Origin of the sequence: Chitinimonas sp. BJYL2 (genome assembly GCF_027257935.1) — a bacterium.
Classification (GTDB): Bacteria; Pseudomonadota; Gammaproteobacteria; order Burkholderiales; family Chitinimonadaceae; genus Chitinimonas.
Window position 1 is genome coordinate 870,941 of record NZ_JANZKW010000002.1, and the last position, 22,194, is coordinate 893,134.

The 22,194-nt window shown below is 60.6% G+C and carries 21 protein-coding genes; 6 read left to right on the top strand and 15 right to left on the bottom strand.

Features of this window, described 5'->3' with window-relative positions; genetic code table 11:
- Nucleotides 1–3: 3 nt before the first annotated feature.
- The 3 genes from O9X62_RS09620 to O9X62_RS09630 all read right to left on the bottom strand — a co-directional run bounded on the left by O9X62_RS09620 (nt 4) and on the right by O9X62_RS09630 (nt 3,010).
- Nucleotides 4–2,217 (bottom strand): chemotaxis protein CheA, encoded by a 2,214-nt coding sequence (locus O9X62_RS09620; RefSeq protein WP_269532607.1) that lies wholly within the window; start codon nt 2,215–2,217, stop codon nt 4–6.
- On the bottom strand, nt 2,214–2,540 hold the full coding sequence (locus O9X62_RS09625) for a lipid asymmetry maintenance protein MlaB (RefSeq protein WP_269532608.1): 327 nt from the start codon (nt 2,538–2,540) through the stop codon (nt 2,214–2,216). Before O9X62_RS09625 ends, O9X62_RS09620 begins: the two co-directional genes overlap by 4 nt.
- An 83-nt stretch (nt 2,541–2,623) precedes the next feature.
- The gene (locus O9X62_RS09630; RefSeq protein ID WP_269532609.1) at nt 2,624–3,010 is read right to left on the bottom strand and encodes a response regulator; all 387 of its coding nucleotides are present in this window, start codon (nt 3,008–3,010) and stop codon (nt 2,624–2,626) included.
- Nucleotides 3,011–3,164: 154 nt separating this feature from the next.
- Here O9X62_RS09630 and O9X62_RS09635 point away from each other — a divergent pair, with 154 nt between their 5' ends.
- Entirely contained in the window at nt 3,165–4,706 is a 1,542-nt protein-coding gene (locus O9X62_RS09635) for a thioredoxin family protein (protein WP_269532610.1), read from the top strand.
- Nucleotides 4,707–4,790: 84 nt separating this feature from the next.
- On the opposite strand, the gene O9X62_RS09640 is transcribed toward O9X62_RS09635, so the two are convergent.
- The 12 genes from O9X62_RS09640 to O9X62_RS09695 form a co-directional block, all read right to left on the bottom strand.
- Entirely contained in the window at nt 4,791–5,063 is a 273-nt protein-coding gene (locus tag O9X62_RS09640; RefSeq protein WP_269532612.1) for a hypothetical protein, read from the bottom strand.
- Nucleotides 5,048–5,881 (bottom strand): aminodeoxychorismate lyase, encoded by an 834-nt coding sequence (gene pabC / locus O9X62_RS09645; protein ID WP_269532613.1) that lies wholly within the window; start codon nt 5,879–5,881, stop codon nt 5,048–5,050. The genes O9X62_RS09640 and pabC overlap by 16 nt, the downstream gene beginning before the upstream one ends.
- A gap of 42 nt (nt 5,882–5,923) precedes the next feature.
- Nucleotides 5,924–8,440, bottom strand: coding sequence for a DUF3857 domain-containing protein (locus tag O9X62_RS09650; RefSeq protein WP_269532614.1), 2,517 nt, complete (start codon nt 8,438–8,440; stop codon nt 5,924–5,926).
- A 340-nt stretch (nt 8,441–8,780) separates the two neighbouring features.
- Nucleotides 8,781–10,079: an aminodeoxychorismate synthase component I gene (locus O9X62_RS09655; protein ID WP_269532615.1), complete on the bottom strand. Its 1,299-nt coding sequence runs from the start codon at nt 10,077–10,079 to the stop codon at nt 8,781–8,783.
- 145 nt (nt 10,080–10,224) lie between these two features.
- A complete protein-coding gene (gene fabF, locus O9X62_RS09660; RefSeq protein WP_269532616.1) occupies nt 10,225–11,466 on the bottom strand; it encodes a beta-ketoacyl-ACP synthase II in 1,242 nt (413 codons plus the stop codon).
- Between the two features lie 191 nt (nt 11,467–11,657).
- Entirely contained in the window at nt 11,658–11,897 is a 240-nt protein-coding gene (gene acpP, locus O9X62_RS09665; protein WP_269532617.1) for an acyl carrier protein, read from the bottom strand.
- A gap of 92 nt (nt 11,898–11,989) precedes the next feature.
- Nucleotides 11,990–12,733 carry a 3-oxoacyl-ACP reductase FabG gene (gene fabG / locus O9X62_RS09670; protein WP_269532618.1) on the bottom strand — a complete coding sequence of 248 codons (744 nt, stop codon included), beginning with the start codon at nt 12,731–12,733 and terminating at the stop codon, nt 11,990–11,992.
- Nucleotides 12,734–12,749: 16 nt separating this feature from the next.
- Complete coding sequence (gene fabD / locus O9X62_RS09675; RefSeq protein WP_269532619.1) at nt 12,750–13,682, bottom strand: ACP S-malonyltransferase; 933 nt, start codon at nt 13,680–13,682, stop codon at nt 12,750–12,752.
- A gap of 126 nt (nt 13,683–13,808) precedes the next feature.
- Nucleotides 13,809–14,768: a beta-ketoacyl-ACP synthase III gene (locus O9X62_RS09680; protein ID WP_308446459.1), complete on the bottom strand. Its 960-nt coding sequence runs from the start codon at nt 14,766–14,768 to the stop codon at nt 13,809–13,811.
- A gap of 92 nt (nt 14,769–14,860) precedes the next feature.
- Nucleotides 14,861–15,892, bottom strand: a complete 1,032-nt coding sequence (gene plsX / locus O9X62_RS09685) for a phosphate acyltransferase PlsX (RefSeq protein WP_269532621.1) — start codon at nt 15,890–15,892, stop codon at nt 14,861–14,863.
- 108 nt (nt 15,893–16,000) lie between these two features.
- Nucleotides 16,001–16,180, bottom strand: coding sequence for a 50S ribosomal protein L32 (rpmF, locus tag O9X62_RS09690; protein ID WP_099405109.1), 180 nt, complete (start codon nt 16,178–16,180; stop codon nt 16,001–16,003).
- 37 nt (nt 16,181–16,217) lie between these two features.
- Nucleotides 16,218–16,733 (bottom strand): DUF177 domain-containing protein, encoded by a 516-nt coding sequence (locus O9X62_RS09695; RefSeq protein WP_269532623.1) that lies wholly within the window; start codon nt 16,731–16,733, stop codon nt 16,218–16,220.
- A gap of 98 nt (nt 16,734–16,831) precedes the next feature.
- On the opposite strand from O9X62_RS09695, the gene O9X62_RS09700 reads away from it, so the two are divergent.
- The 5 genes from O9X62_RS09700 (at nt 16,832) to O9X62_RS09720 (ending at nt 22,152) form a co-directional block, all read left to right on the top strand.
- The gene (locus O9X62_RS09700) at nt 16,832–17,410 is read left to right on the top strand and encodes a nucleoside triphosphate pyrophosphatase (RefSeq protein WP_269532624.1); all 579 of its coding nucleotides are present in this window, start codon (nt 16,832–16,834) and stop codon (nt 17,408–17,410) included.
- Nucleotides 17,407–18,123 carry an SAM-dependent methyltransferase gene (locus tag O9X62_RS09705; protein ID WP_269532625.1) on the top strand — a complete coding sequence of 239 codons (717 nt, stop codon included), beginning with the start codon at nt 17,407–17,409 and terminating at the stop codon, nt 18,121–18,123. Before O9X62_RS09700 ends, O9X62_RS09705 begins: the two co-directional genes overlap by 4 nt.
- Before the next feature lie 62 nt (nt 18,124–18,185).
- A complete protein-coding gene (locus tag O9X62_RS09710; RefSeq protein ID WP_269532626.1) occupies nt 18,186–19,799 on the top strand; it encodes an NAD+ synthase in 1,614 nt (537 codons plus the stop codon).
- A gap of 9 nt (nt 19,800–19,808) precedes the next feature.
- Complete coding sequence (locus tag O9X62_RS09715; protein ID WP_269532627.1) at nt 19,809–20,576, top strand: 2-keto-4-pentenoate hydratase; 768 nt, start codon at nt 19,809–19,811, stop codon at nt 20,574–20,576.
- Nucleotides 20,577–20,724: 148 nt separating this feature from the next.
- On the top strand, nt 20,725–22,152 hold the full coding sequence (locus tag O9X62_RS09720) for a site-specific integrase (protein ID WP_269532628.1): 1,428 nt from the start codon (nt 20,725–20,727) through the stop codon (nt 22,150–22,152).
- The last annotated feature ends 42 nt before the right edge of the window (nt 22,153–22,194 follow it).

Sequence of the window (22,194 nt, forward strand, 5' to 3'; positions counted from 1 at the left end):
CGCTCATCCTTCACGGCCCGGGCGGGGCAGTTCTACAAGGCTGTTGCGGGGTTCATAGGTACGTTGCTCGGAGCTGGCAGCGCGGCTGATCAGATCGGGAACATCCAGCACCAGCGCCACCGCACCACTGCCCAGAATGGTGGAACCTGCCAGACCACGTACACCGCGGAACAACTGGCCCAGCGGTTTGATCACGGCCTGAAGCTCGCCCTCAAGCCTGTCCACCACCAGGCCGGCACGCAGATTACCGTACTGCACCACAACTACCGCCTGCCGGGCGCTTGCAGCCGCCTCTACCTCAAACAGATCCCGCAGCAGCAGATAGGGCAACACTTCGCCACGGAGGTTCAGGTAATGGCGCGCATCGCTGACCTCGCTGAGGGGCAGGTCCAGGCACTCCAGCACCATATCCAGCGGAATCACGAAGCTGGCAGCGCCAACGCCGACGCGGAAACCATCGATGATGGCCAGGGTAAGGGGCATGCGCAGACGGACGATGGTGCCCTCTCCGGCGCTGGAATCCACTTCGATACTGCCTTTGAGCGCCTCGATATTACGTTTGACCACGTCCATGCCCACACCGCGGCCTGACAGGCTGGTCACGGTCTCCGCCGTGGAAAAGCCTGGCTCGAACACGAGTTGCCAGGTCTCACGCTCCGACATCACCACGTCGGCGTCGATCAGACCCCGCTCGATTGCACGGGCGCGGATACGCTGGGTGTCCAGGCCACCGCCGTCATCCCCCACCTCGATGACCACCGATCCCGATTCGTGGAACGCATTGAGCCAGACCGTACCAACCTCGGCCTTGCCCCGCAGCTGGCGAACGTCGGCGGATTCAATACCGTGGTCTATCGCATTGCGCACCAGATGAACCAGGGGATCACCCAGGCGCTCAACCATGGACTTATCGAGCTCGGTGTCCTCGCCGGAAATATCGAGACGTATCTGTTTGCCAAGCTCGTGTGCCGCATCCCTTACCACCCGCGGGAAACGGTTGAATATGTCACCCACAGGCACCATCCGCAGGGACAGGGCCTCATCGCGAATCTGTTCCACCAGGCCGACCAGCGAGGCGACAGACTCGATCAAGCCGTTGTTGCCGGTTTTGCTGGCCGAGAGTTGTGCAGCGGCGCCGGCAATCACCAGCTCACCAACCAGATCAATCAGGGAATCGAGCCGGGATGCATCCATCCGCACGGTACGATGTTCGCGGGTCTTCTGCGCCTGATGCTCACGCTGCTTGTCGAGTGCCGCCGCCACTGCCTGCGGCGGTGCCAGTTGCTGCTCGACCAGAATGGCGCCCAGCGGGCGATGGTCACCGCTTTCCGCTGCTTCACGCTGAATGCCGAGCACTTCATCGAGCTCAGACGGCGTCAGCGCGCCACCACGTACCAAGATATCGCCCAGCCGGGTGGCGCCCTCTGGGATTTCACGGATCAGGCGGATGTATTCCGAAATATGTGAATGCGGCGGCAGGATGCGGATCTGGCTGTCGTCGCGCACAAACTCGAACACGTTTTCAATGGCGAGCTTGTCCACATGCGGCGCGGCATCGAACTCGATCTCGAATCCCAGATAGCAGGACTCGGGGTCCATGGGCAGCAGTTCGGGCAGGCTGTCGTAAAGCGTCGTCAGGTAGACGATCCGCCCCAGCGAAGCGAGGTAACGGATGAACGAAATCGGGTCCATGCCGTTCCGCAACACATCGGGGCCGAACCGCAGCGAGATATGCCAGTGCTCGCTGGAAACGACATGGTCGCCGTCGGTCTCCACCTCCACCGTCGGCCCTGCCACCCGGGTCATCGGCGCAGCCGCTGGTTCCCTTTCTGCATCGGGTTGCAGACAGGCATGCAGCTGGGCTTCCAGGGTCAGATCGTGCGGCACGCTCCTGCCTTGGCGGACGGCTTCCACCATGGCCCCAATATGGTCGCGCGTCGCAAACAGCAACTGGATCAGGCTTACCGTGAGCGGCAGCGCCTCGTCGCGCACGCGGTCCAGCACGCTCTCGCCCAGATGGGTAAATGCCACCACATCATCGAGGCCGAACAGGCCTGCCGATCCCTTGATGGTATGCACCGCGCGGAACATGGCATTGAGATACTCGCGGCGCAGATCCCCTGTCGAGGTTTCCACTGCCAGCAGCGCATCCTCCATGGCCGCCAGCAACTCGAACGACTCCTCAAAGAAAACCTGCTTGGCGGATTCGAGATTCATGCCGTACGCCCGCGAGAAATGATGACCGGGTCACCAAACACCCCGGCCATGTTGTAGAGATCCATCACGGCAAGTACTGCCTTGCTGTGGCCATGGAAACTCAGGTTCTTTTGCTGGCGGTTGGCTTCGATCTTGAGTGCGAGCAACAATTGCACACCCGCGGTATCAAACTCGGCGATACCGGCAAGATCCACCTCAAGGTGCTCGGCGATATTGAGCTCATCGAGCATGCGCTGCTTGGCCGCACTGGCGTCGTAGATGGTGAGCGTGCCATCGATACGCAGAATGCAGCGATCCTGGTCATAAACCGAAGAAATGGCCATACGCCGGCTCCCGGTAGGCTTGCTGCCGCATGGCGGAATGGAAACTGTGCACAAGCATCATCGCAGACAACCGCTACTTGGCTTCAGGGAAGTATCAGCTTGGCAACGGCCCGTAGCACCTGCTCAGGCTGGAAAGGCTTGACGACCCAAGCCTTGGCGCCCGCCATCTGGCCCTCGATCTTCTTGTCTTCGTGCGCCTCGGTAGTCAGCATGATGATGGGGGTAAAGCGATACTCCGGCAGTTGCTTGACGGCCTTCACGAAGGAAATCCCGTCCATATTGGGCATGTTCACATCGGAAATGATCAAGTGGATACGACGACCATCAAGGCGCGCGAGGCCCTCATTGCCATCCGCGGCCTCGACCACTTCGTAACCGGCATTGGCCAAGGCAATATGAACAACCTGCCGCAAGCTGGCAGAATCATCCACGATCAGAACGGTTTTCTTGCTGTCGTTTGCGACCATCATTGCAGGCAGGGTAAGGGAGTCTGACCTTCATACTAGTTCAGGTGTGCAAGGAAACAATACTGCCGCACACAGCCGCTGCAGCATGCAAGCAACGCTGGCCGCGATTTCACCCTAGAATCAGCGCCATCCTGATGCACAAGCCCAAGAGGTTGCCATGCGTTTCGCCCTGATTCTCACAGCCCTGCTGACGGCCAGTGCCGTGCAGCCCGCCATTGCCAAGTCCGTCAGCCATGCGCTGCCACCCGGCATTGCCTGGGAGCAGGGCGATGTGACTGCCGCCTTTGCACGCGCCAAAGCCACCCAGAAGCCGCTGTTTCTTTACTGGGGCGCGGTGTGGTGCCCACCTTGCAACCAGGTCAAGGCCACCATCTTCAAACAGCAGGCCTTCATTGAACGTACTCGCCAGTTCATTCCTGTCTATCTGGATGGCGATAGCCCCGGCGCACAAAAGCTCGCCAGTCAGTACAAGGTTCGCGGTTACCCGACCATGATCCTGTTCAAGCCGGACGGCAGCGAGATCACACGTCTCCCCGGCGAGGTGGACCTGGAACGCTATCTGCAAACGCTGGAGCTGGGCCTCAGCAATGCCCGTCCGGTGCGCCAGCTGCTTGCCAGCGCCAATCAAGGGGAGGCGCTCAGCCATAGCGAGTGGCAACTGCTGGCGGACTATGCCTGGGAAACGGATCGAGCCCAGCTGGTGCCGGAAGACCGTCTGCCCGGTACTTTGGCCAATCTGGTCGCACGCATGCCCGCCAACCTGGGCCCGGTTGCATTGCGCTTGAAACTCAAGGCACTCGCCGTCAGCACCAGCGCCGGCAGCATCACACCCGAGCAGGCAGCGCAGGGACGCAGCCTGCTGCACTCACTCTTCGCCACGACTGGCCAGACCCGACGCAACTTCGATGTATTGGTCAATTACACCAGCAGCATGGGCAAGGTGCTGACCGCTGCGGCCCCCGCAGAGCGGGAGACCTTGCTTAAGGCCTGGCATGCCGCCTTACGCACCCTTGCCGACGACACCACGGTGTCCACTACCGACAGACTGGCCGCTGCCGTGGCCGGTCTCTCGCTGGCACGCATCAGCGCGCCCGAAGCGCCGTTGCCCACGGCTCTGGTGGCAGATATACGCCAACGTGTCAGTCAAGCAGACCAGACCACCACCGATGGCTACGAACGCCAGTCGGTCATCAGCCTCGGGGCCGATGCGCTCACCGAAGCCGGGCTCGATCAGGAATCCGATCGCCTGCTGCTGGCGGAGCTCAAGCGCTCACACTCGCCTTATTATTTCATGCTGGGTCTGGCTGCGAACGCCAAGGCACGTGGCGACAAGGCCGCCGCGCTGAACTGGATGGAGCAGGCCTATCAACGCGCAGAAGGTCCGGCCACACGACTGCAATGGGGAGTCAGCTACATCAGCGGCCTTATCGAACTGAGCCCGCAAGATGCCAAGCGCATCGACAAGGCCACCCTGCAGGTACTCAAGGAACTCGAAGCCAGCAAGCATGTTTTCTACGAGCGCAATCAGCGCGCGCTGGAAAAGTTGCTGAGCAAGCTCACGGCCTGGAACAAGGACAAGGCGCATCAAGCCAGTCTCAGACAGGTACACAGCCAGCTGGACAAGCTGTGCCGCCCGATTGCCAAGACCGATCCGCAAAAGCCGGTCTGTGAAGGCCTGGTCAAGCAGGCGCGAGGCTGATCGGCACCGTGCGGCCCGCGTACCATGCAGAAAGCCGGCTACAAAGCCGGCTTTCTGATTCACCCCGGTTCGCCCGCCTGGCCCCTACTGCGGCTTCCAGCGCAGGCAAAACTTGTCGTAATCTTTCTCGATCTTGTCGCGCTTGGCGGCCATACGCTCCAGTTCCCAAGGTTGCGCACCCAGGCGTTTGCGGGTCTCCATCACCTTGAGCTCCTTCACGTACTTGTCGCAACGATCCTTTTCCTTGCCCTTGAGATGCTCGTAGAAAATGGGGGTGTATTTGTCCGGCAGCGTGACCGGATCAGCCGCCAGCGCAGGCAGGCTCACCAGAACCAGCGTCATCAGGATGCTGCGCATGCCACACTCTCCTCCAATGCCATTGCATCAACACGTTCAGCCAAGGTCCGCGCAAAACCATCGTCCCGCCAGCGCCGCTCGCCACAAGCCCCTATCGGCACCACGCCAGCCAGACTGTTGCATAAGATCGCCGCATCGGCATCCAGAAATGCATCGATGTCGAACGCCTGCATCGCCACCGCCACACCCAGCGACTGCGCCGCAGCGATGACCATATCGCGCGTCACACCCGCCACGCCACAATCCTGCAGGGGATGGGTGTAAAGGGTGTTGCCGCGCAGGATGAACAGATTGCTCATCACCCCTTCCACTACTTCCCCACGCGCATTGCGCATCAATCCATCAAAGACACCAACATCCGACCACTCCCTACGCGCCATCACCTGATCCAGACGGTTCAGATGCTTGACCCCAGCAAGACCCGGATTGATCGGCAGCAACCAGTCACACAAGCGCACCTCAACCGGCGCGATTGGCCGTTGCAGCGCATAGGCAGGCAATGCCCCCATCTGTACGACACGCGTTGGCGCAGCAACTGGATCACTCGCATAGCCGCGGGTACTGATACCTCGTGTGAGCGTAAGCTTGATCGTCGCATCCGATGGTGCAAGTTGGGCAATGTCGGCCAGCCAAGTGGCTTCGTTCGGGCAAACGATACCCAGTCGGGCCGCATCATCCCGCAAACGCGCGTAGTGACGTGACCATGACTGCAGGCGACCAGCACGGCAAGGCAAGGTACGGAACACGCCATCGCCATAAGCGAGACCGCGATCGCTCGAAGATACCTGGGCCTTGGGCTCACCATTGATCCGTATCATGCCCGCTCCTCACCTTTGTCAGCACACATACCCGCCTGGCTCTCAAACCTTTTCCAGAGACGGCGCATTGGTCGCCCCATCGGTTTGCTCAGCCTGAACCGGTGATACAGCAAGGGCCTCTTGCGCAGCTTTGGCAGATGGTGCAGGTGGGGTCATGGGCGGCTCAACATTGACTGGCTTGACCCGGTGATAGTCGTGAACAAACGTTTCCGCCACACGGACAGAGATAGCAAAGTAAGGTGCCCAAACTAGGAGACCGAACGCGCTGCGTGCCAAACCCTTCATCGTGGCCGAATCAAGCGCCTCGCGGCCTTGCACAACATAGGCCGCCGAAACATCCAGCACCATCAGCACCAGCCCGGCTGACATCAGGCCGATATAAAGCATTGGGACCGTGCGTCGCTTCTGGTAAGTCAGCACGACCAGCAAGATGCTGAATACCATCAGCCCGAGATTCGCCACCAGCGTCACCAGCATGGCGGGTTCCCACATCGGGTGGTAGGCCTCGCTGCTGGCCTGCGTCAGGCTCGCCCAAGTGTCCGGGGCATAAGCCGGCAAGGTTTCCGACATTTCGGCCAGCAGCCTGAAGGGGGTTACGGTAATGCCGAGCAGTGGCAGGAGCAGCCAGCCGCCAAAGCGCCGGGCAACCTGCTTGGGAAGTGGATTACGGTTTGCTGGCAAATCATGGCGGTAGAACTTGTGTGCCAGCCAAACCCACAGACAGGTAAACATTGCCCCGATCAGCACGATGGTCCAGTTGATACCCGAGCCTCCGCTACGGGCCGTCTCCGTCTCCGGGTCATTTAAGTAGAGCTCGTAATCCGTGCTGGCACGTGCCTGACCCAGCTTCTCTGCGTAGGCAGCTACGGCATCGGCAGCGACATGATCCGACTTGGTCTGATACTTGTCCGTGATGGTCAGTACAGGGCCCCTTTGCAGGGTAGTGCGCGAGTACGTAAACGCTGCGTGCTCAATCGAGTCGCTATCGCTGCGATCTGGCCAGGCTTCCGGCAGGGTCACCGTGGTGATGTGCGTAATGCTGGCGGGATACCGCACAGCCAAGGGCGACTGGCGATTCAGGCTTTCTGGTTTACGCAGGTACTCAAGGACATCCGGTGCGTAGATGGATGCCTCCTTGCGCTGCTTGTCCTCATTACGCACCCACAAGGCGGGTACCGTGTAGCGCTCAGTAATGGTGACCAGATTGGCCGACTCATCCTCCTCTACAACAAACGGTTCTCGAACCGCTATATCGGGATAGAACCGTGCGTAATAGTTCAGGTATTGCTTCTGCAACTCCTCACGATTCTGGGATGCCAGCGTATGCCGCATCGCATCCGCACCAGCACCCTCCGTAACCGTTACCACGGTGTAATGTGCGGGCTTGTCAAAGCCGGCGCTCGCATCCAGCTCGGCCTTGATCTGGCGACTCATATTTCCGCCTGCACCTCGCATGGGTACCAGATCAGCACTATCTATATCGATCAGCAAGGCGCGACCGAAGTCGGGTTGGTACACGCGGGCGAGATTGCCAAGCTGCGTATTGCGCGTAGGGTCCAGCCAGTAATGACTGCCATCTGCAGCCTTGATGGCAACGAGCACATGATTGAACGCCGAAGGCATGGGCGGCCACTTTTCAATACCGCGCGTAAGCTGGGTATTGACCAGCGCCGGCGTCGCCTCTACGCCCAACGCCTTGAGCATCGTGATCATCAGCAGGGTTTTATCCTTGCAATCACCGAAGCGTCTTTTGAAGGTGACGTCAGGGTGGCTCGGTGCATGCGAGCCCGGCCCAACCTCCACGCCCAGATAACGAATCTGTGACTGCACGAATCGGAGGGTGGCAACAATACGCCCAGCCGTGTCTGGATGTGCATCGGCGATTCGGCGAATTTCCTGCTGCAGAAGCGGACTCACACGATCTGGCGCGCGATACAAGGGCGCCGCCCACCTGACCACGTCCGACCAACGCTGGAATTCAGTCCAGTAAACGGCGGGGTAAGGGTCGTACCAAGCAGGTGCGTCGTTCTCAACAACAAGCGGCGCAACCTTTTCACGCGTCCAGCGATACTCCCGGTAAGCGCCCGACTCGGTGACTTGGGCTTGCATATCCGTGTTCAGCGATGTTACCTGGATCGTTCGACCGACCGGTACCAGCAAGCGCGCTCGGAGATGCTGCACCGGCACACTCCACTGCAGGTCAAGGCGTCCGAATGTCTGATTGGCAAAAACCGGATTACTACCAGTAAGCGTGTACGCATACTCAATGATGTCGCCAACCCGGATGTCGTCGAGAAACAGACTTGCTGTCTTGGTACCGTCATAGATGAGGTACTCCAGCTCTCGCTCGCGTTGCAACAACTTCACGGATTTGGGTACCAGCTTGTCCATGACGGCCTCACCGCGACGGATGCGAACCCAATGCATGGTCAGGGTCTGGTAGGACGGGTCAAAATCGATGCTGATATTGGCGGCTTTTTCCACCCCGACGCTATTGAGCGTCTTCATCGACAGGTAACGATAGATAGAGCGACTATTCGATTCGACTCTTACCTGCATGTCCGTCTGCAAGTAGGCAAGACCTTGGCTAGTCTCGTTCGAATGAGTTACGTAGGCCCGTTGAGGCGTGGACAGAACCCAGTGCGCTGGACTACCGAACAACAACTGCCGGGCCTGGGTCTCGGCATGTAAAGGTACCAACCCTATCACCAAGACCAGCAACCAACATCTGCGCACACACCCGGCGAGCATGCCGGCAAAGATCAACTTCATACTTCCCCCTGATTTCTACGTTTTTTTAGTTCTGCCAGATTAAATCGAGCAGCTATTCATTATGCGACGTCTTGCAAGAAGCCATGCTCACTGCGGGATGCTTTATCCGGTTGGACAGAACCTAATCTTATTGATTTTGCCCCAGCGCCCGCAGCAGGCCGCGCGCCTTCGCGCGGGTTTCGTTGAGTTCGCGCTCGGGATCGCTGTCCGCCACAATTCCTGCGCCCGCGCGGAAGTACAGTGTGTCGCCGGTCTGCACAAAAGTGCGGATCAGGATGTTGAGGTCCAGCGAGCCATCGCGGTTGATGTAGCCCAGGCTGCCCGTGTAGGCCCGGCGCGGTCGGTCTTCGAGCTCGCGGATGATCTGCATGCAGCGCACCTTGGGGCAGCCGGTGATGGTGCCGCCCGGGAACAGCGCGCGCAGTACACTGGCGACGGTTTCACCATCACGCAACTGGCAGCTCACGGTTGATTCGATGTGGTGCACATAGGTGTAGCTGGTCACTTCCATCAACGCATCGACCTTGACCGTGCCGGGCACAGCGATACGGCCCAGATCATTGCGTTCCAGGTCGATCAGCATGATGTGCTCGGCGCGCTCCTTGGTGGAGGCGATCAGGCGCGACTTCTGGGCGGCGTCCTCGACCGGATCGGGCGAGCGTGGATGCGTGCCGGCAATCGGCCGTGTTTCGACGCGGCCGTAGCCATCGATACGCACGAGGCGCTCAGGGGAGGAACTGACGATGGCGTTACCATCGCCCAGATCCACATAGGCCGAGAACGGCGCCGGGTTAGCCTGGCGCAGCTGCGCATACAGATCCAGCGGGCCGACATCGGCCGCGAGCCGGGCATCCCAGCCACGCGAGAGGTTGACCTGGAATACGTCGCCATCGCGGATGTAATCCTTGCTACGCCGCACGCCGGCCAGAAAGGCGTCGGGCGCGTCCTCGGTCAGTGTTTCCAGCACCACCGGATGCGGCGCAAACCCCGGCGCGACGGCAATCAATTGCTGCAAGCGCGCCAGCTGGCTGTCGGTTTCGGCCACCAGCAACGCACGGCCATTATCGCGCGACACCAACACCGCAGCGGGCACACGCGCAAGCAGGCCCAGAGGGAACGCATCACCCTCACGCGATGCCACCGTGGCTTCGAGCGTTTGTAGCCACTCATAGCCCAGATAGGTGAACCAGCCACCGCGGAACGGCAACGCCTCGTCGCGCACTTGCGGCGTAATGGGCAAGCCGGCGAGATCGTCAAACAACGCCCTGCCCTCATCGGCCGCGTAGACACGCACGGATTCGGGCAGCGCAAACAGGATGTCCCAGCCCTGCGCGCCGGCAGACTGGAGCAAATAAGGGAAGTCGGCCGGGTAGGCCGCTGCCAGCGCCAGCAGATCAGGCGCGGACGGGAGCGACAGGTTTGGCATCGCAGTGCTAGATGGGGAAACGCGCGCAGTCTCCCGCTTGGCATCCACCTTGGCAAGGCTTTGCGGCGATGAAATTTCTGCATGCGCGACCGGCACGGCAAAGCAAACGGCCGCCCGGAGGCGGCCGTTCAGGCTTGCCAACCCATCAGACGCGCTTGAACACCAGCGTGCCGTTGGTACCACCAAAACCAAACGAGTTGGAGATGGCCACATCAATCCGCATATCGCGCGCGGTATTGGCCACGTAGTCCAGATCGCACCCCCCTTCGATATCCTGCTCGAAGAGGTTGATGGTGGGCGGACTCTTCTGGTGATGCACGGCCAGCACCGAGTACACGGCCTCGACACCGCCCGCGCCACCCAGCAGGTGGCCCGTCATCGACTTGGTCGAGTTGATCGCCAGCTTCTTGGCGTGGTCGCCAAATGCGAGCTTGAGTGCATTGGTTTCGTTGGCATCACCTAGCGGCGTGGACGTGCCATGCGCGTTCACATACTGCACCTGATCCGGATTCAGACCCGCATCGCGCAGGGCATTGCTGACGCCACGCGCAGGGCCTTCTGCGCTCGGTGCCGTGATGTGGTGGGCATCCGAGCTCATGCCAAAACCAGCCAGCTCGGCATAAATACGTGCGCCGCGCTTCTTGGCGGCCTCGTATTCCTCGAGCACCAGAATGCCGGCGCCCTCGCCCATCACGAAGCCGTCGCGGCCTTTGTCCCATGGGCGGGACGAGGTGGCCGGGTCGTCATTGCGAGTGGACAGCGCCTTCATCGCGGCAAAGCCACCGATGCCCAGGCCGCTAATCGCGCACTCGGCACCACCGGCAATCATCACATCGGCATCGCCATACTGGATCATGCGGGCAGCATCACCGATGCAATGCGCACCGGTCGTACAGGCCGAGACGATGCCATAGGACGGCCCCTGATAGCCCTTCATGATGGTGACATGGCCCGCGATCAGGTTGATCAGCGAACCGGGGATGAAGAAGGGGCCGATCTTGCGCGGGCCACCTTCGAGCAGATCGCGGCCGGTTTCCTCGATCAGGGGCAGGCCGCCAATACCGGAACCGATATTGACGCCAACGCGGGTTTTATCGAGGTCGGCAATCTCGTCCAGGCCCGCATCCTTGATGGCATCGAGCGCTGCCGCAATGCCATAGTGGATGAAGGTATCCATCCGCCGTGCTTCCTTGGGCGAGATGTACTGGGTCACGTCAAAATCACGCACTTCACCGGCAATCTGGCAGGCCATGGCGCTGGCATCAAAACGGGTGATGCGGCCGATGCCGCTCTTGCCGGCCAGCAGATTGGCCCAGCCGGTTTCAACGTTGTTGCCCACCGGCGAAATATGACCGAGACCGGTCACAACGACTCTGCGTTTGGACATGGAAATTCCTGTGCTGCGGGATGATGATTGGGAGCGAGCTTAGCAGCCGCTTGCGACAAACCGCTTACGCCCAGACTCAAACAAGCAACCGATCAAATTGCGGGGTCAATGCGACAAGACCCCGCACGAACGGATCGTCACGGGGTCTTGCAGAGCAGATGCCGCCGTCAACCTGACGACCTGCTGCCGGCTTACTTGTTCAGGTGGCCCTTGATGTAATCAACCGCCAGCTGAACCGTGGTGATCTTTTCGGCTTCTTCGTCCGGAATCTCGCACTCGAATTCCTCTTCGAGCGCCATCACGAGCTCAACGGTGTCGAGGGAGTCGGCGCCAAGGTCTTCAACGAAGGACGAATCCTGCTTGATGTCTGCTTCGTTGACGCCAAGTTGTTCGGCGACGATCTTCTTCACGCGTTGTTCGATGTTTTCCATTCTTGAACCCAAGCCTTTCGTGTTGGATGGTCAAAAAGCGCCCGCATTCTAGCAAAAAAAGGCAGGCGCGAGTTAAGGCTATAAAAAGCCTTTTAATTCATGTACATGCCGCCGTTCACATGCAGTGTCGTGCCGGTTACATAGCCGGCACGGTCACTGGCGAGAAAGCCGACGGCATCGGCAATCTCCTGCGGCTGACCCAGACGTTCCAGCGGAATCTGGCTCAGCAGCTTCTGTTTGTAGTCATCCGGGAGCACGGCGGTCATATCGGTATCGATGAAGCCGGGCGCCACACAATTGACCGTGATGTTACGACTGCCCACTTCACGCGCCAAGGAACGGCTGAACCCCATCATGCCAGCCTTGGCCGCCGAATAGTTGGTCTGGCCAGCGGAACCCAGGCTACCCACTACCGAAGCGATACTGATGATGCGACCCCAACGGGCCTTCATCATGCCACGGAGCACCGCCTTGGACAGGCGATAGACCGAGCGCAGATTGGTATCGACGACGGCATCCCATTCGTCTTCCTTCATACGCATCAGCAACTGATCGCGGGTAATGCCGGCATTGTTGACCAGCACGGCCACCGGGCCGAATTGCTTATCGATGGCCTCCAGCGCGGCATCAATGGCCGCACCGTCGTTCACGTCCAGCGCGAGGCCGGTGCCGTTGAAGCCGGCCTCTTTCAGATAAGCCGAGATGGCGTCTGCACCCGAAGCACTGGTGGCGGTGCCAACCACGATGGCACCTTCGCGGGCCAGGGTTTCTGCGATGGCACGGCCAATGCCGCGGGATGCGCCGGTAACGAGGGCGACTTTGCCTTGCAGGGACATGGGGTTCTCCGTGATGTCAGGCGCTCAGTTGCGCACTCAGTGCGTCGAACTGGGCGGGGTCGGTCAGGGCAACGGCATTAAGGCCATCGACGATGCGCTTGTTCAAGCCGGCAAGCACCTTGCCGGGGCCGCATTCGGCCACCAGCGTGACGCCGTTGGCGCCGAAATACTGCACGGTCTCCACCCAGCGCACCGGACTGAACAGCTGGCGTGCCAGCGCATCGCGAATTTGCGCAGCATCGGTGTAGGCAGCCACGTCGGCGTTATGGATAACCGGGATGGCCGGCGCCTTGATCTCGATTCCGGCCAGCGCGGTGGCCAGCTTTTCGGCCGCGGGCTTCATCAGCGCGCAGTGTGAGGGCACCGATACCGGCAGCGGCAGCGCACGCTTGGCGCCACGCGCCTTGCAGGCTTCGCAGGCACGGTCGACCGCAGTCTTGGCGCCGGCAATCACGACCTGGCCGGGGGAGTTGAAATTCACAGCCTCTACCACCTCGCCTTGCGCGGCTTCGGCGCAGGCAGCACGGATCGCATCGTCGTCCAGGCCCAGAATGGCGGCCATCGCACCCTCGCCGGCCGGCACGGCCGACTGCATGGCCTCAGCGCGCAGGCGGACCAGCTTCACCGCATCGGCAAAGCTGATCGAACCCGCAGCGACCAGCGCGCTGTACTCGCCCAAGCTATGACCGGCCAGCACATCGGGCACCCGGCCGCCCTGGGCCAGCCAGGCACGGTAAGTGGCCACGCCGGCAACCAGCATGGCGGGTTGCGTGTTCACCGTGGCGTCGAGCGCTTCCTTGGGGCCGTCGGCAATCAGTGCGGCCACGTCCTGACCCAGCGCCTCACTGGCTTCAGCCAGCGTGGCGACCACCTCGGGCAGATGGGCAAAGGCGTTCAGCATGCCCACGGCCTGCGAGCCCTGGCCCGGGAAAACAAATGCGAGTTTCATAGAGTGACACTCCGGATTCTGTGGCGAATTGCGGGAAAACTGCGCCGAAATTCTTCGATCGGCCGCGATACTACCCACGCAAGATGACAAATTCCAGCAAGCGGGCGCTTGTTTGAACCTGGCAGGCTACCAGCGCAGCAGCGCCGAGCCCCAGGCAAAGCCACCACCGATGCCTTCAAGCATCAGCAACTCGCCCTTCTTGAACTTGCCGGCACGCGCCGCCTCATCCAGCGCCAGCGGAATCGACGCCGCCGAGGTATTGCCGTGACGATCCACGGTCACCACCACGCGATCCATGCTCAGACCCAAGTGCTTGGCGGTCGATTCGATGATGCGGATATTGGCCTGATGCGGCACCAGCCAGTTCAGGTCCGCCTTGGTGAGACCCGCGTCGCGCAGCGTCTCTTCGGCCAGTTCGGCCAGCGCCTTGACGGCAAACTTGAATACCGCCTGACCATCCATGAACAAGTAGGGCGTACCGGTGATCTTGCCGTTGGCGATCGAACCCGCCGTCGTCAGGATGTCGCAATAGCGGCCATCGGCCTTGAGCTTGGTCGCCAGAATGCCGGGCTCCTCACTGGCCGACAGCACGACCGCGCCAGCGCCGTCGCCAAACAGCACACAGGTCGTGCGGTCTTCCCAATTGAGGATGCGCGAGAACACTTCAGCCCCCACCACCAGCGCATGCTTGGCACCACCGCCACGAATGAAGTGATCGGCCGTCGAAAGAGCGTAGGCAAAACCCGCACACACCGCCTGCACATCGAACGCGGCCGAGCCATGCGCCCCAAGCTTTTTCTGCAAGATGCAGGCGGTACTGGGGAAGACGACATCGGGCGTGGTCGTGGCCACGATGATCAGATCGATATCGGCAGGCGTGAGGCCAGCGGCATCGAGCGCCGCCTGACTGGCCTTGAGCGCGAGATCGCTGGTCAGCTCGTCGGGCGCGGCAATACGGCGCTCACGAATGCCGGTGCGGCTGACTATCCAGTCATCGGTGGTCTCGACTCGCGCGGCGAGCTCAGCGTTGGTCAGCACAGTGACCGGCAGATAACTGCCGGTGCCGGAAATGCGGGAATACAGCACCTTGTGGTCTCCATCCGCCATCAGGTTTGATGGCGCTACGCGGGGTTACGCCACCCCGGAACATGGCCGGGGCAGTCCATTTCCAGATTGAATCAGTCCACCGAGACGGCGGCCGGCACGACGTGGTCGGCCATGATGTCAGTAATCTTGTGCAGTACGCCGGAACGTGCCTCTTCCAGCGCCTGTTCCAGCGCGCAGTAGAACGCGTAGCTGTCGGCGCTGCCGTGGCTCTTGACCACGATGCCGCGCAGCCCCACCAGACTGGCACCGTTGAAACGGCGTGGGTCCACGCGCTTGCGGAAGCTCAGCAGCACAGGCATGGCCACCACGGCGATCAGCTTGCGCCACCAGCTCTTGGAAAATTCCTCCTTGAGGAACTGGGCCATCATCTTGGCAATACCCTCCGATGCCTTCAGCGCCACATTGCCGGTAAAGCCATCGCAGACGATCACATCGACCGTGCCCTTGTAGATATCGTTGCCTTCGACATTGCCGTGAAAATTGAGCTTGGATGCGCGCAGCAGCTCGGCCGCCGCCTTCACGGACTCATTACCCTTGATGTCCTCGGAACCGATATTGAGCAGGCCAACACTAGGGCGCTCACTATGGTTCAGCGCACCGAAGAGCGTGGAACCCATTACTGCAAACTGATACAGCTGCTCAGGCGTGCAGTCGATATTCGCACCCAGATCCAGCACGCAGCTCACTCCGCGCATATTGGGGAGCAGCTTGGCGATGGCGGGACGATCAATGCCCGGCAGGGTTTTGAGCACAAAACGGGCGGTGGCCATCAGTGCGCCGGTGTTGCCGGCCGACACGCAGGCATGCGCCTCGCCCGACTTGACCAGGTTGATGGCAACCCGCATCGATGAGTCTTTTTTGTTCTTGAGTGCGGATTGTGGCGCCTCGTCCATGGCCACCACCTCGGTCGCCGCATGAACACGCAGTCGCGGGCCGGTGCGCGCATGGCGCGCCTTGAGTTCAGCCTCGATGGCGTCCTGCACACCCACCAGTACCACATTCACATCCGGATGCGCTTTCATGAAGCGCAGCGCCGCGGGTACGGTCACGTGGACACCGTGATCGCCACCCATGGCATCGATTGAAACGGTAATTTCTTCCATCAGCTTCTATCGTCCGCAGGGCGGCAAACCGCCCCAAGCGCTAGCTCGAAAAGAAAAAGGCGCACTCCGGGAGTGCGCCTTTCGGGTCTTACCAAGCACAAGGAGCAATCACTCGCCCTTGGCCTTGACCACGCGACGGCCACGGTAGAAACCGTTCGGGCTGATGTGGTGACGCAGGTGAGCCTCACCGGTGCTCGGCTCAACAGCCAGCGCAGGTGCGGTCAGAAAGTCGTGGGCGCGATGCATGCCGCGCTTCGACGGGGACTTTTTGTTCTGTTGAACGGCCATGGTCTTACTCCTGAATCAAACTCGTAATGTCAAAAACTTACTGCTCACCGCGCTTCAACTTGCCTTTGAGCTCCGCCAGCACGGCAAACGGGTTCGGCCTTTGTGATGGCGCTTCTTCCACCACATCCATCGCTGCTTCGGCGGCACAGGCATCGTGCAAGGCCACATAAGGCAACGACAGCAAAATCTCGTCCTCGATCAGGTTCTGCAGATCGAAATCCCGATCAAACATCAACCCTTCCAGCTCATCCTCTTCGGCTTCGGCCGTTTCGAGCTTGGCCTCATCACCAAACAGCGTGAAACGCGCCGTCACATCCAGCTCGAAATCCATCGGCTTGAGACAGCGATGGCAGCGCAGCTGCAATTCACCCCCCAGCGCCAGATCCAGCACGGGCCGCTTGTAGTGATCCATGCTGCCTGCCAGCGCGTAATGCACCGCAGAACCGCTGATCACATCGGCCTGCACACGCTCAAGCTTGCTCAGCGGTAACTCACCGCGTCGCGACTTGCCTTGGCGGGCAAACTCACCGTTATCGAAGATAAGGTCGGACATAAACGGCGGATGATATACTCCAAGCCGCTGCAACGTCAAAGAGATTATGGCTTTTCAATGCGTTGCAAACGCCTGATTGTACAGACTTCCTCCTGCCCATGACCCAGTTGATCCTCGGTTCCACCTCCCGCTATCGCCGCGAGCTACTTGCCCGCCTTGGCGTGCCCTTTGATGTTGCCGCGCCTGACTGCGACGAAACACCGCTCGCCGGCGAGAGCGCTGCCGACACCGCCACACGCTTGGCTCGACTCAAGGCTCAGTCGCTAGCGGCGCGTTATCCAGATGCACTGATCATCGGCTCCGATCAGGTCGCCCTGCTCAATGGCCAGCAACTCGGCAAGCCCGGTAATTTCGAGCGCGCGTTTGCGCAGCTCAGTGCCATGCGTGGCCAGACCATCGTCTTCCACACCGCGCTGGCCCTGCACAACGCCCGCACCGGCAACACCCGAGAGGCCATCGTGCCTTGGGAAGTCACCATGCGCGACTATAGCGATGCGGAGATCCGTGCTTATCTAGAACGCGAACAGCCTTATGACTGCGCCGGCAGCGCCAAGACCGAAGGCTTGGGCGTAGCCATGATTGCCGACATGCGCGGCAGCGACCCAGCCGCCATCATCGGCCTGCCACTGATTGCGCTATGCCGACTGCTGCGTGAAGAAGGCTTCCCGCTGCTATGAGTATTGGCACGCTCTATCTTGTTCCCGCGCCGCTGGGCGAAGGCTCGCTCGATAGCGTGCTGCCTGCCGATGTGCGCGCCATCGCCAATCGCATCGACCATTGGGTCGTGGAGAATGCCAAAACGGCACGCCGCTTCCTCAAGCTCTACGGCCCCGAGCGCACCATCGCCAGCCTGACGATGGCCACGCTGAACGAACACACCGAGGCACGCGAAGTCAACGCCTTGCTGGCCCCGCTACTGGCCGGCCACGATGTAGGCGTGCTGTCCGAGGCCGGCTGCCCCGGCATTGCCGACCCCGGCGCGGACCTGGTGCGGCTTGCTCACGCCAAGGGCATCCGCGTGGTGCCGCTGGTGGGTCCATCGTCGATTCTGCTGGCCTTGATGGCGGCAGGGGCCAGCGGCCAGCGTTTCCGCTTTCATGGCTATCTGCCGGTTGATGCCGGCCCGCGCACCGAGCGGCTGCGTGAACTGGAGCGCGATTCCGCCAAGCTGGATGAAGCCCAGCTCTTCATCGAAACGCCCTATCGCAACGATGCGCTGATCGACGCGATTGCCCAGACCTGCCGCCCGCAAACCATGCTTACCGTGGCGCGCGACGTCACCACGGCCGACGAACTGATCGCTTCCAAGCCACTATCACGCTGGAAAAACGAACCCCGGCCCGAGCTGCACAAGCGCCCGGCCATGTTTGTGCTGTACGCAGGTAAATAGCCGCAAGCCCGCCACCCCGCGTGGCGACTAGAATGCACTGATTCCCGAGTCTGAAGTCCACCATGAAAATTGCGGTCGCCCAGTTCAACGCCACCGTCGGCGATCTCGCCGGCAATACCGATCAGATCATTGCGCTGATCACCGATGCACGCGCCAACGGCGCCGATGTCCTGCTCGTGCCCGAGCTGTCGATCACCGGCTACCCGCCCGAAGACCTGCTGCTGCGCCCCAGCTTCTACGCCGCCTGCAACGAACAGCTTGACCGGCTGCTGGATGTAGCCGACGACGTGACGCTGATCGTCGGCCACCCGCTGATGCTGGGTGCCGAGCGCTTTAACGCCATCACCGTAATGCGCGATGGTCACATCCTCGGCCGCGGTCAGAAGCTGGTCTTGCCCAATAACGAAGTCTTCGACGAATGCCGCTACTTCACGCCCGGCGTCACGCCCTGCGTGTACACCCAGCGCAATCACGATGGCAGCGAGGTGCAGGTAGGCGTGCTGATTTGTGAGGACATCTGGCATGTGGAGCCCGCATCCGAAGCCGCCGACATGGGCGCGGAAATCCTCCTGGTGCCCAATGCCTCGCCATATCACGTGGGCAAGGAAGGCGTGCGCCAGCAGATCGTGCGGCAGCGGGTCGAAGAAACCGGCTTGCCCATCGTGTATGGCAACTGGGTAGGCGGCCAGGATGAGCTGGTATTCGACGGCGCGAGCTTTGCACTCAACAAAGCCGGCGAACTCGTCGCCCAGCTGCCCGCGTTTGAAACCGCCACCGCCTATCTCGACTACCTCGATGGCGATCTGCAAGCTGGCGAGATCGCCGTGCAACCCGATACCGAAGCCGCCGTTTACAAGGCACTGGTTGTGGCCACGCGCGATTACATCGTCAAGAACGGCTTTCCCGGTGCGATCATCGGTCTCTCGGGCGGTATTGATTCGGCGTTGACGCTGGCGATTGCGGTCGATGCCTTGGGCGCCGACAAAGTCCGCGCGGTGATGATGCCCTCTCGTTACACCGCACAGATCAGCCTCGACGATTCGCGCGAGATGATCCGCTGCCTGGGCGTGCAATACGACGAACTCAGCATCGAGCCGATGTACGAAGCCTTCAGCGCCACGCTGGCCCCGCAGTTTGCTGGCCTGCCGGTGGATGCGACTGAGGAGAACCTGCAATCGCGCATCCGCGGCGTGATCCTGATGGCGCTGTCCAACAAAACCGGCCGACTGGTGCTGACCACGGGCAACAAATCCGAGATGACTACCGGTTACGCCACGCTCTATGGCGATATGGCCGGCGGTTATGCGGTGCTCAAGGACATTGCCAAAACCTTGGTCTACCGGCTCTCGCACTACCGCAATACGGTGTCAGATGTGATTCCCGAGCGCATCATCACGCGCCCGCCCTCGGCCGAGCTGCGCGAGGATCAGGTCGACCAGGACAGCTTGCCGCCCTACGATGTTCTCGATGCGATCATGGAACGCTACGTCGAGCGCAATGAATCGATGGCCGACATCATCCGCGCCGGCTTCGATGAAAAAGACGTGCTGCGCGTGGTGAAGCTGCTCAAGATCAACGAATACAAGCGCCGCCAGGCGGCAGTCGGCGCGCGCATCACACCACGCGGTTTCGGCCGCGACTGGCGCTACCCCATCACCAACAAATTCCTGCGCTGAAAGCCCCGCATGCCCCTGTCGCCTGCCGCCGTACTCGAAGCCGCCCAATTGCTGACGGCGCGCCACCAGACAGGTGAGCAAGGCCCGCTGCTACCCGACCATTGCCGCCCCACCGACATCGCCGACGCACTGGCGATCCAGCGTGCGGTGGCCGATGTACTGGGTGACACCATCGGCGGCTACAAATGCGGCATGCCGGCGGCCGACAAGCTGATCATCGCGCCCATCTACACCCGCACCATACACCGCCAATCGCCCTGCCCCGTCTGGGCGCGTAAGGGCAGCCTGCGTATCGAACCTGAGCTCGCTTTCGTGCTGGGCGCCGATCTGCCACCACGCAATGCGCCCTACACCGCGACGGATGTGGATGCCGCCATCGCCAGCACACATCTGGCGCTGGAGCTGATCGACAACCGCTACGACGATACCGCCATCGTGGATTACCTCGATAAGCTGGCCGATGGGCTCGTCAACCAGGGTTTGCTGCTGGGCCCGAAGATCGACAACCGCATCGGTCAATCACTGGAGCAGGTCGCCGTTACCCTGCAAAGCGGTCATGCCGCACAGGCCTTTGCAGGCCAGCACCCCGCCGGGTTGCCACGTGCGCCGCTTTACTGGCTGGCGGAGCATTTGCGCAGCGCCGGTATCGGCCTCAAGGCGGGCCAGGCCGTCATCACCGGGTCTTATGCGGGTGCGCCCACGGTATGCGCCACGGCGTCCTTGCGGGTGCAGTTTGGTGACATTGGCGAGATCAGCGTCCACTTCGCGCAGCGCTGACAGCTCGCAGCCACGCCAAAAACAAAAAAAGCCCTGAATCGATTCAGGGCTTTTTTGTTGGGGATCCTGGCGGAAGCGGTGACAGCTTAAAGACACTTTAAAGTTCAACAAACTTAAATTATTTATCCTTAACTATCAACAACATAAGTTGGTTTTCCGTACAAAGTACAGCAATGTTCCACAGCATCAGTTAAGAGCAAATGGCATACTGGATGGCATACTGAACCACTCGATTCATGCCTATTCCATGGCCACTCTTACTGACACCAAAGCAAGAAGCATCAAGCCGGAGGACAAACCCATCGCGCATGGCGGCGTCACTGGACTTGCGCTCCATCCCGCCCCCACCAAGGGGCGTGGGAAATGGGTTCTGCGCTTTGTCAGCCCCGTCACTGGAAAGCGCAGAAATGCCGGATTGGGCACATACCCTGAGGTCAGCATTGCCGAGGCCACTCGCCAGGGTCAGCAAATGCAGGACCAAGTTAGTCGTGGCCTTGATCCGCTGGAGGAGCGCGCCAAGGTTAGCAATGCACCCAAGAAGCCCACCTTTAAGGTTGCTGCGGAGACCCTGCATCGAGAGTTGTTGCCCGGTTGGAAGAACGCCAAGCATGGTCAACAGTGGATCAACACACTGAATACCTATGCATTCAAAACGCTAGGGAACCTGGCGCTGGACCAGATTCAGCCATCGCATATCGCCGACGTCCTGCGGCCCATCTGGATTGAGAAAGCGGAAACTGCGAGTCGGCTCAAGCAACGCATTCATGCTGTGATGGCTTGGGGTTGGGCACATGGACACAGCCAAGCCAACCCAGTTGATGTCGTAGACCACTTGTTGGCGCAGCAACCCGGCAAGTCGGTCCGCACACAGCATCAACCAGCAATGCCTTGGCGGGATATTCCTGACTTTTACAAATCGAATCTCACACTTGATGCTGACCGCTCAGTTACCAAGGCCATACTCGCTTTTGTCATCCTGACAGCTTGCCGTTCTGGCGAAGCGCGCGGCGTGACTTGGGGCGAGGTGAACCTTGAGGAAGGCATCTGGACGATCCCCGCCACACGGATGAAAGCCAAGCTGAGTCATCGCGTACCGCTGAGCTCGCAGGCGAAGGCAATACTGGCACATCAGCATGCGTTCGAATCACAGTTCAAATCGTTGTCTGCCGACGATTTGGTGTTCCCCTCGCCGCGTAAAGGGATCGAGCTATCAGACATGGTACTCACTAGCTACTTGCGGCGCATGGAGGCTAAAAGCGATGTACCCGGCAGAGTCGCCACAGCTCACGGCTTCCGGTCCTCGTTCCGTGACTGGTGTAGTGAACAAGGCTATGCACGAGACTTGGCTGAGCGCGCGCTGGCGCATGTGGTGCAGAACAAGGTGGAAGCCGCGTATCACCGCACTGACTTGCTTGAGCAGCGTCGTCCAATGATGCAGGCATGGGCTGACCACGTTACTCCAGTTATTCCAGCGAGTAGTCGAAATGCCGACCAACAAACCGAAATTCTGAACGGCAACCTAGATAACTCGGTTGCCGTTCAGAATCGGGGAGGAAGTTCGGCACAAAACAAATAAAGCGCCAGTACACCATCCTCCAGTAAAATATTCGCCTTGAAG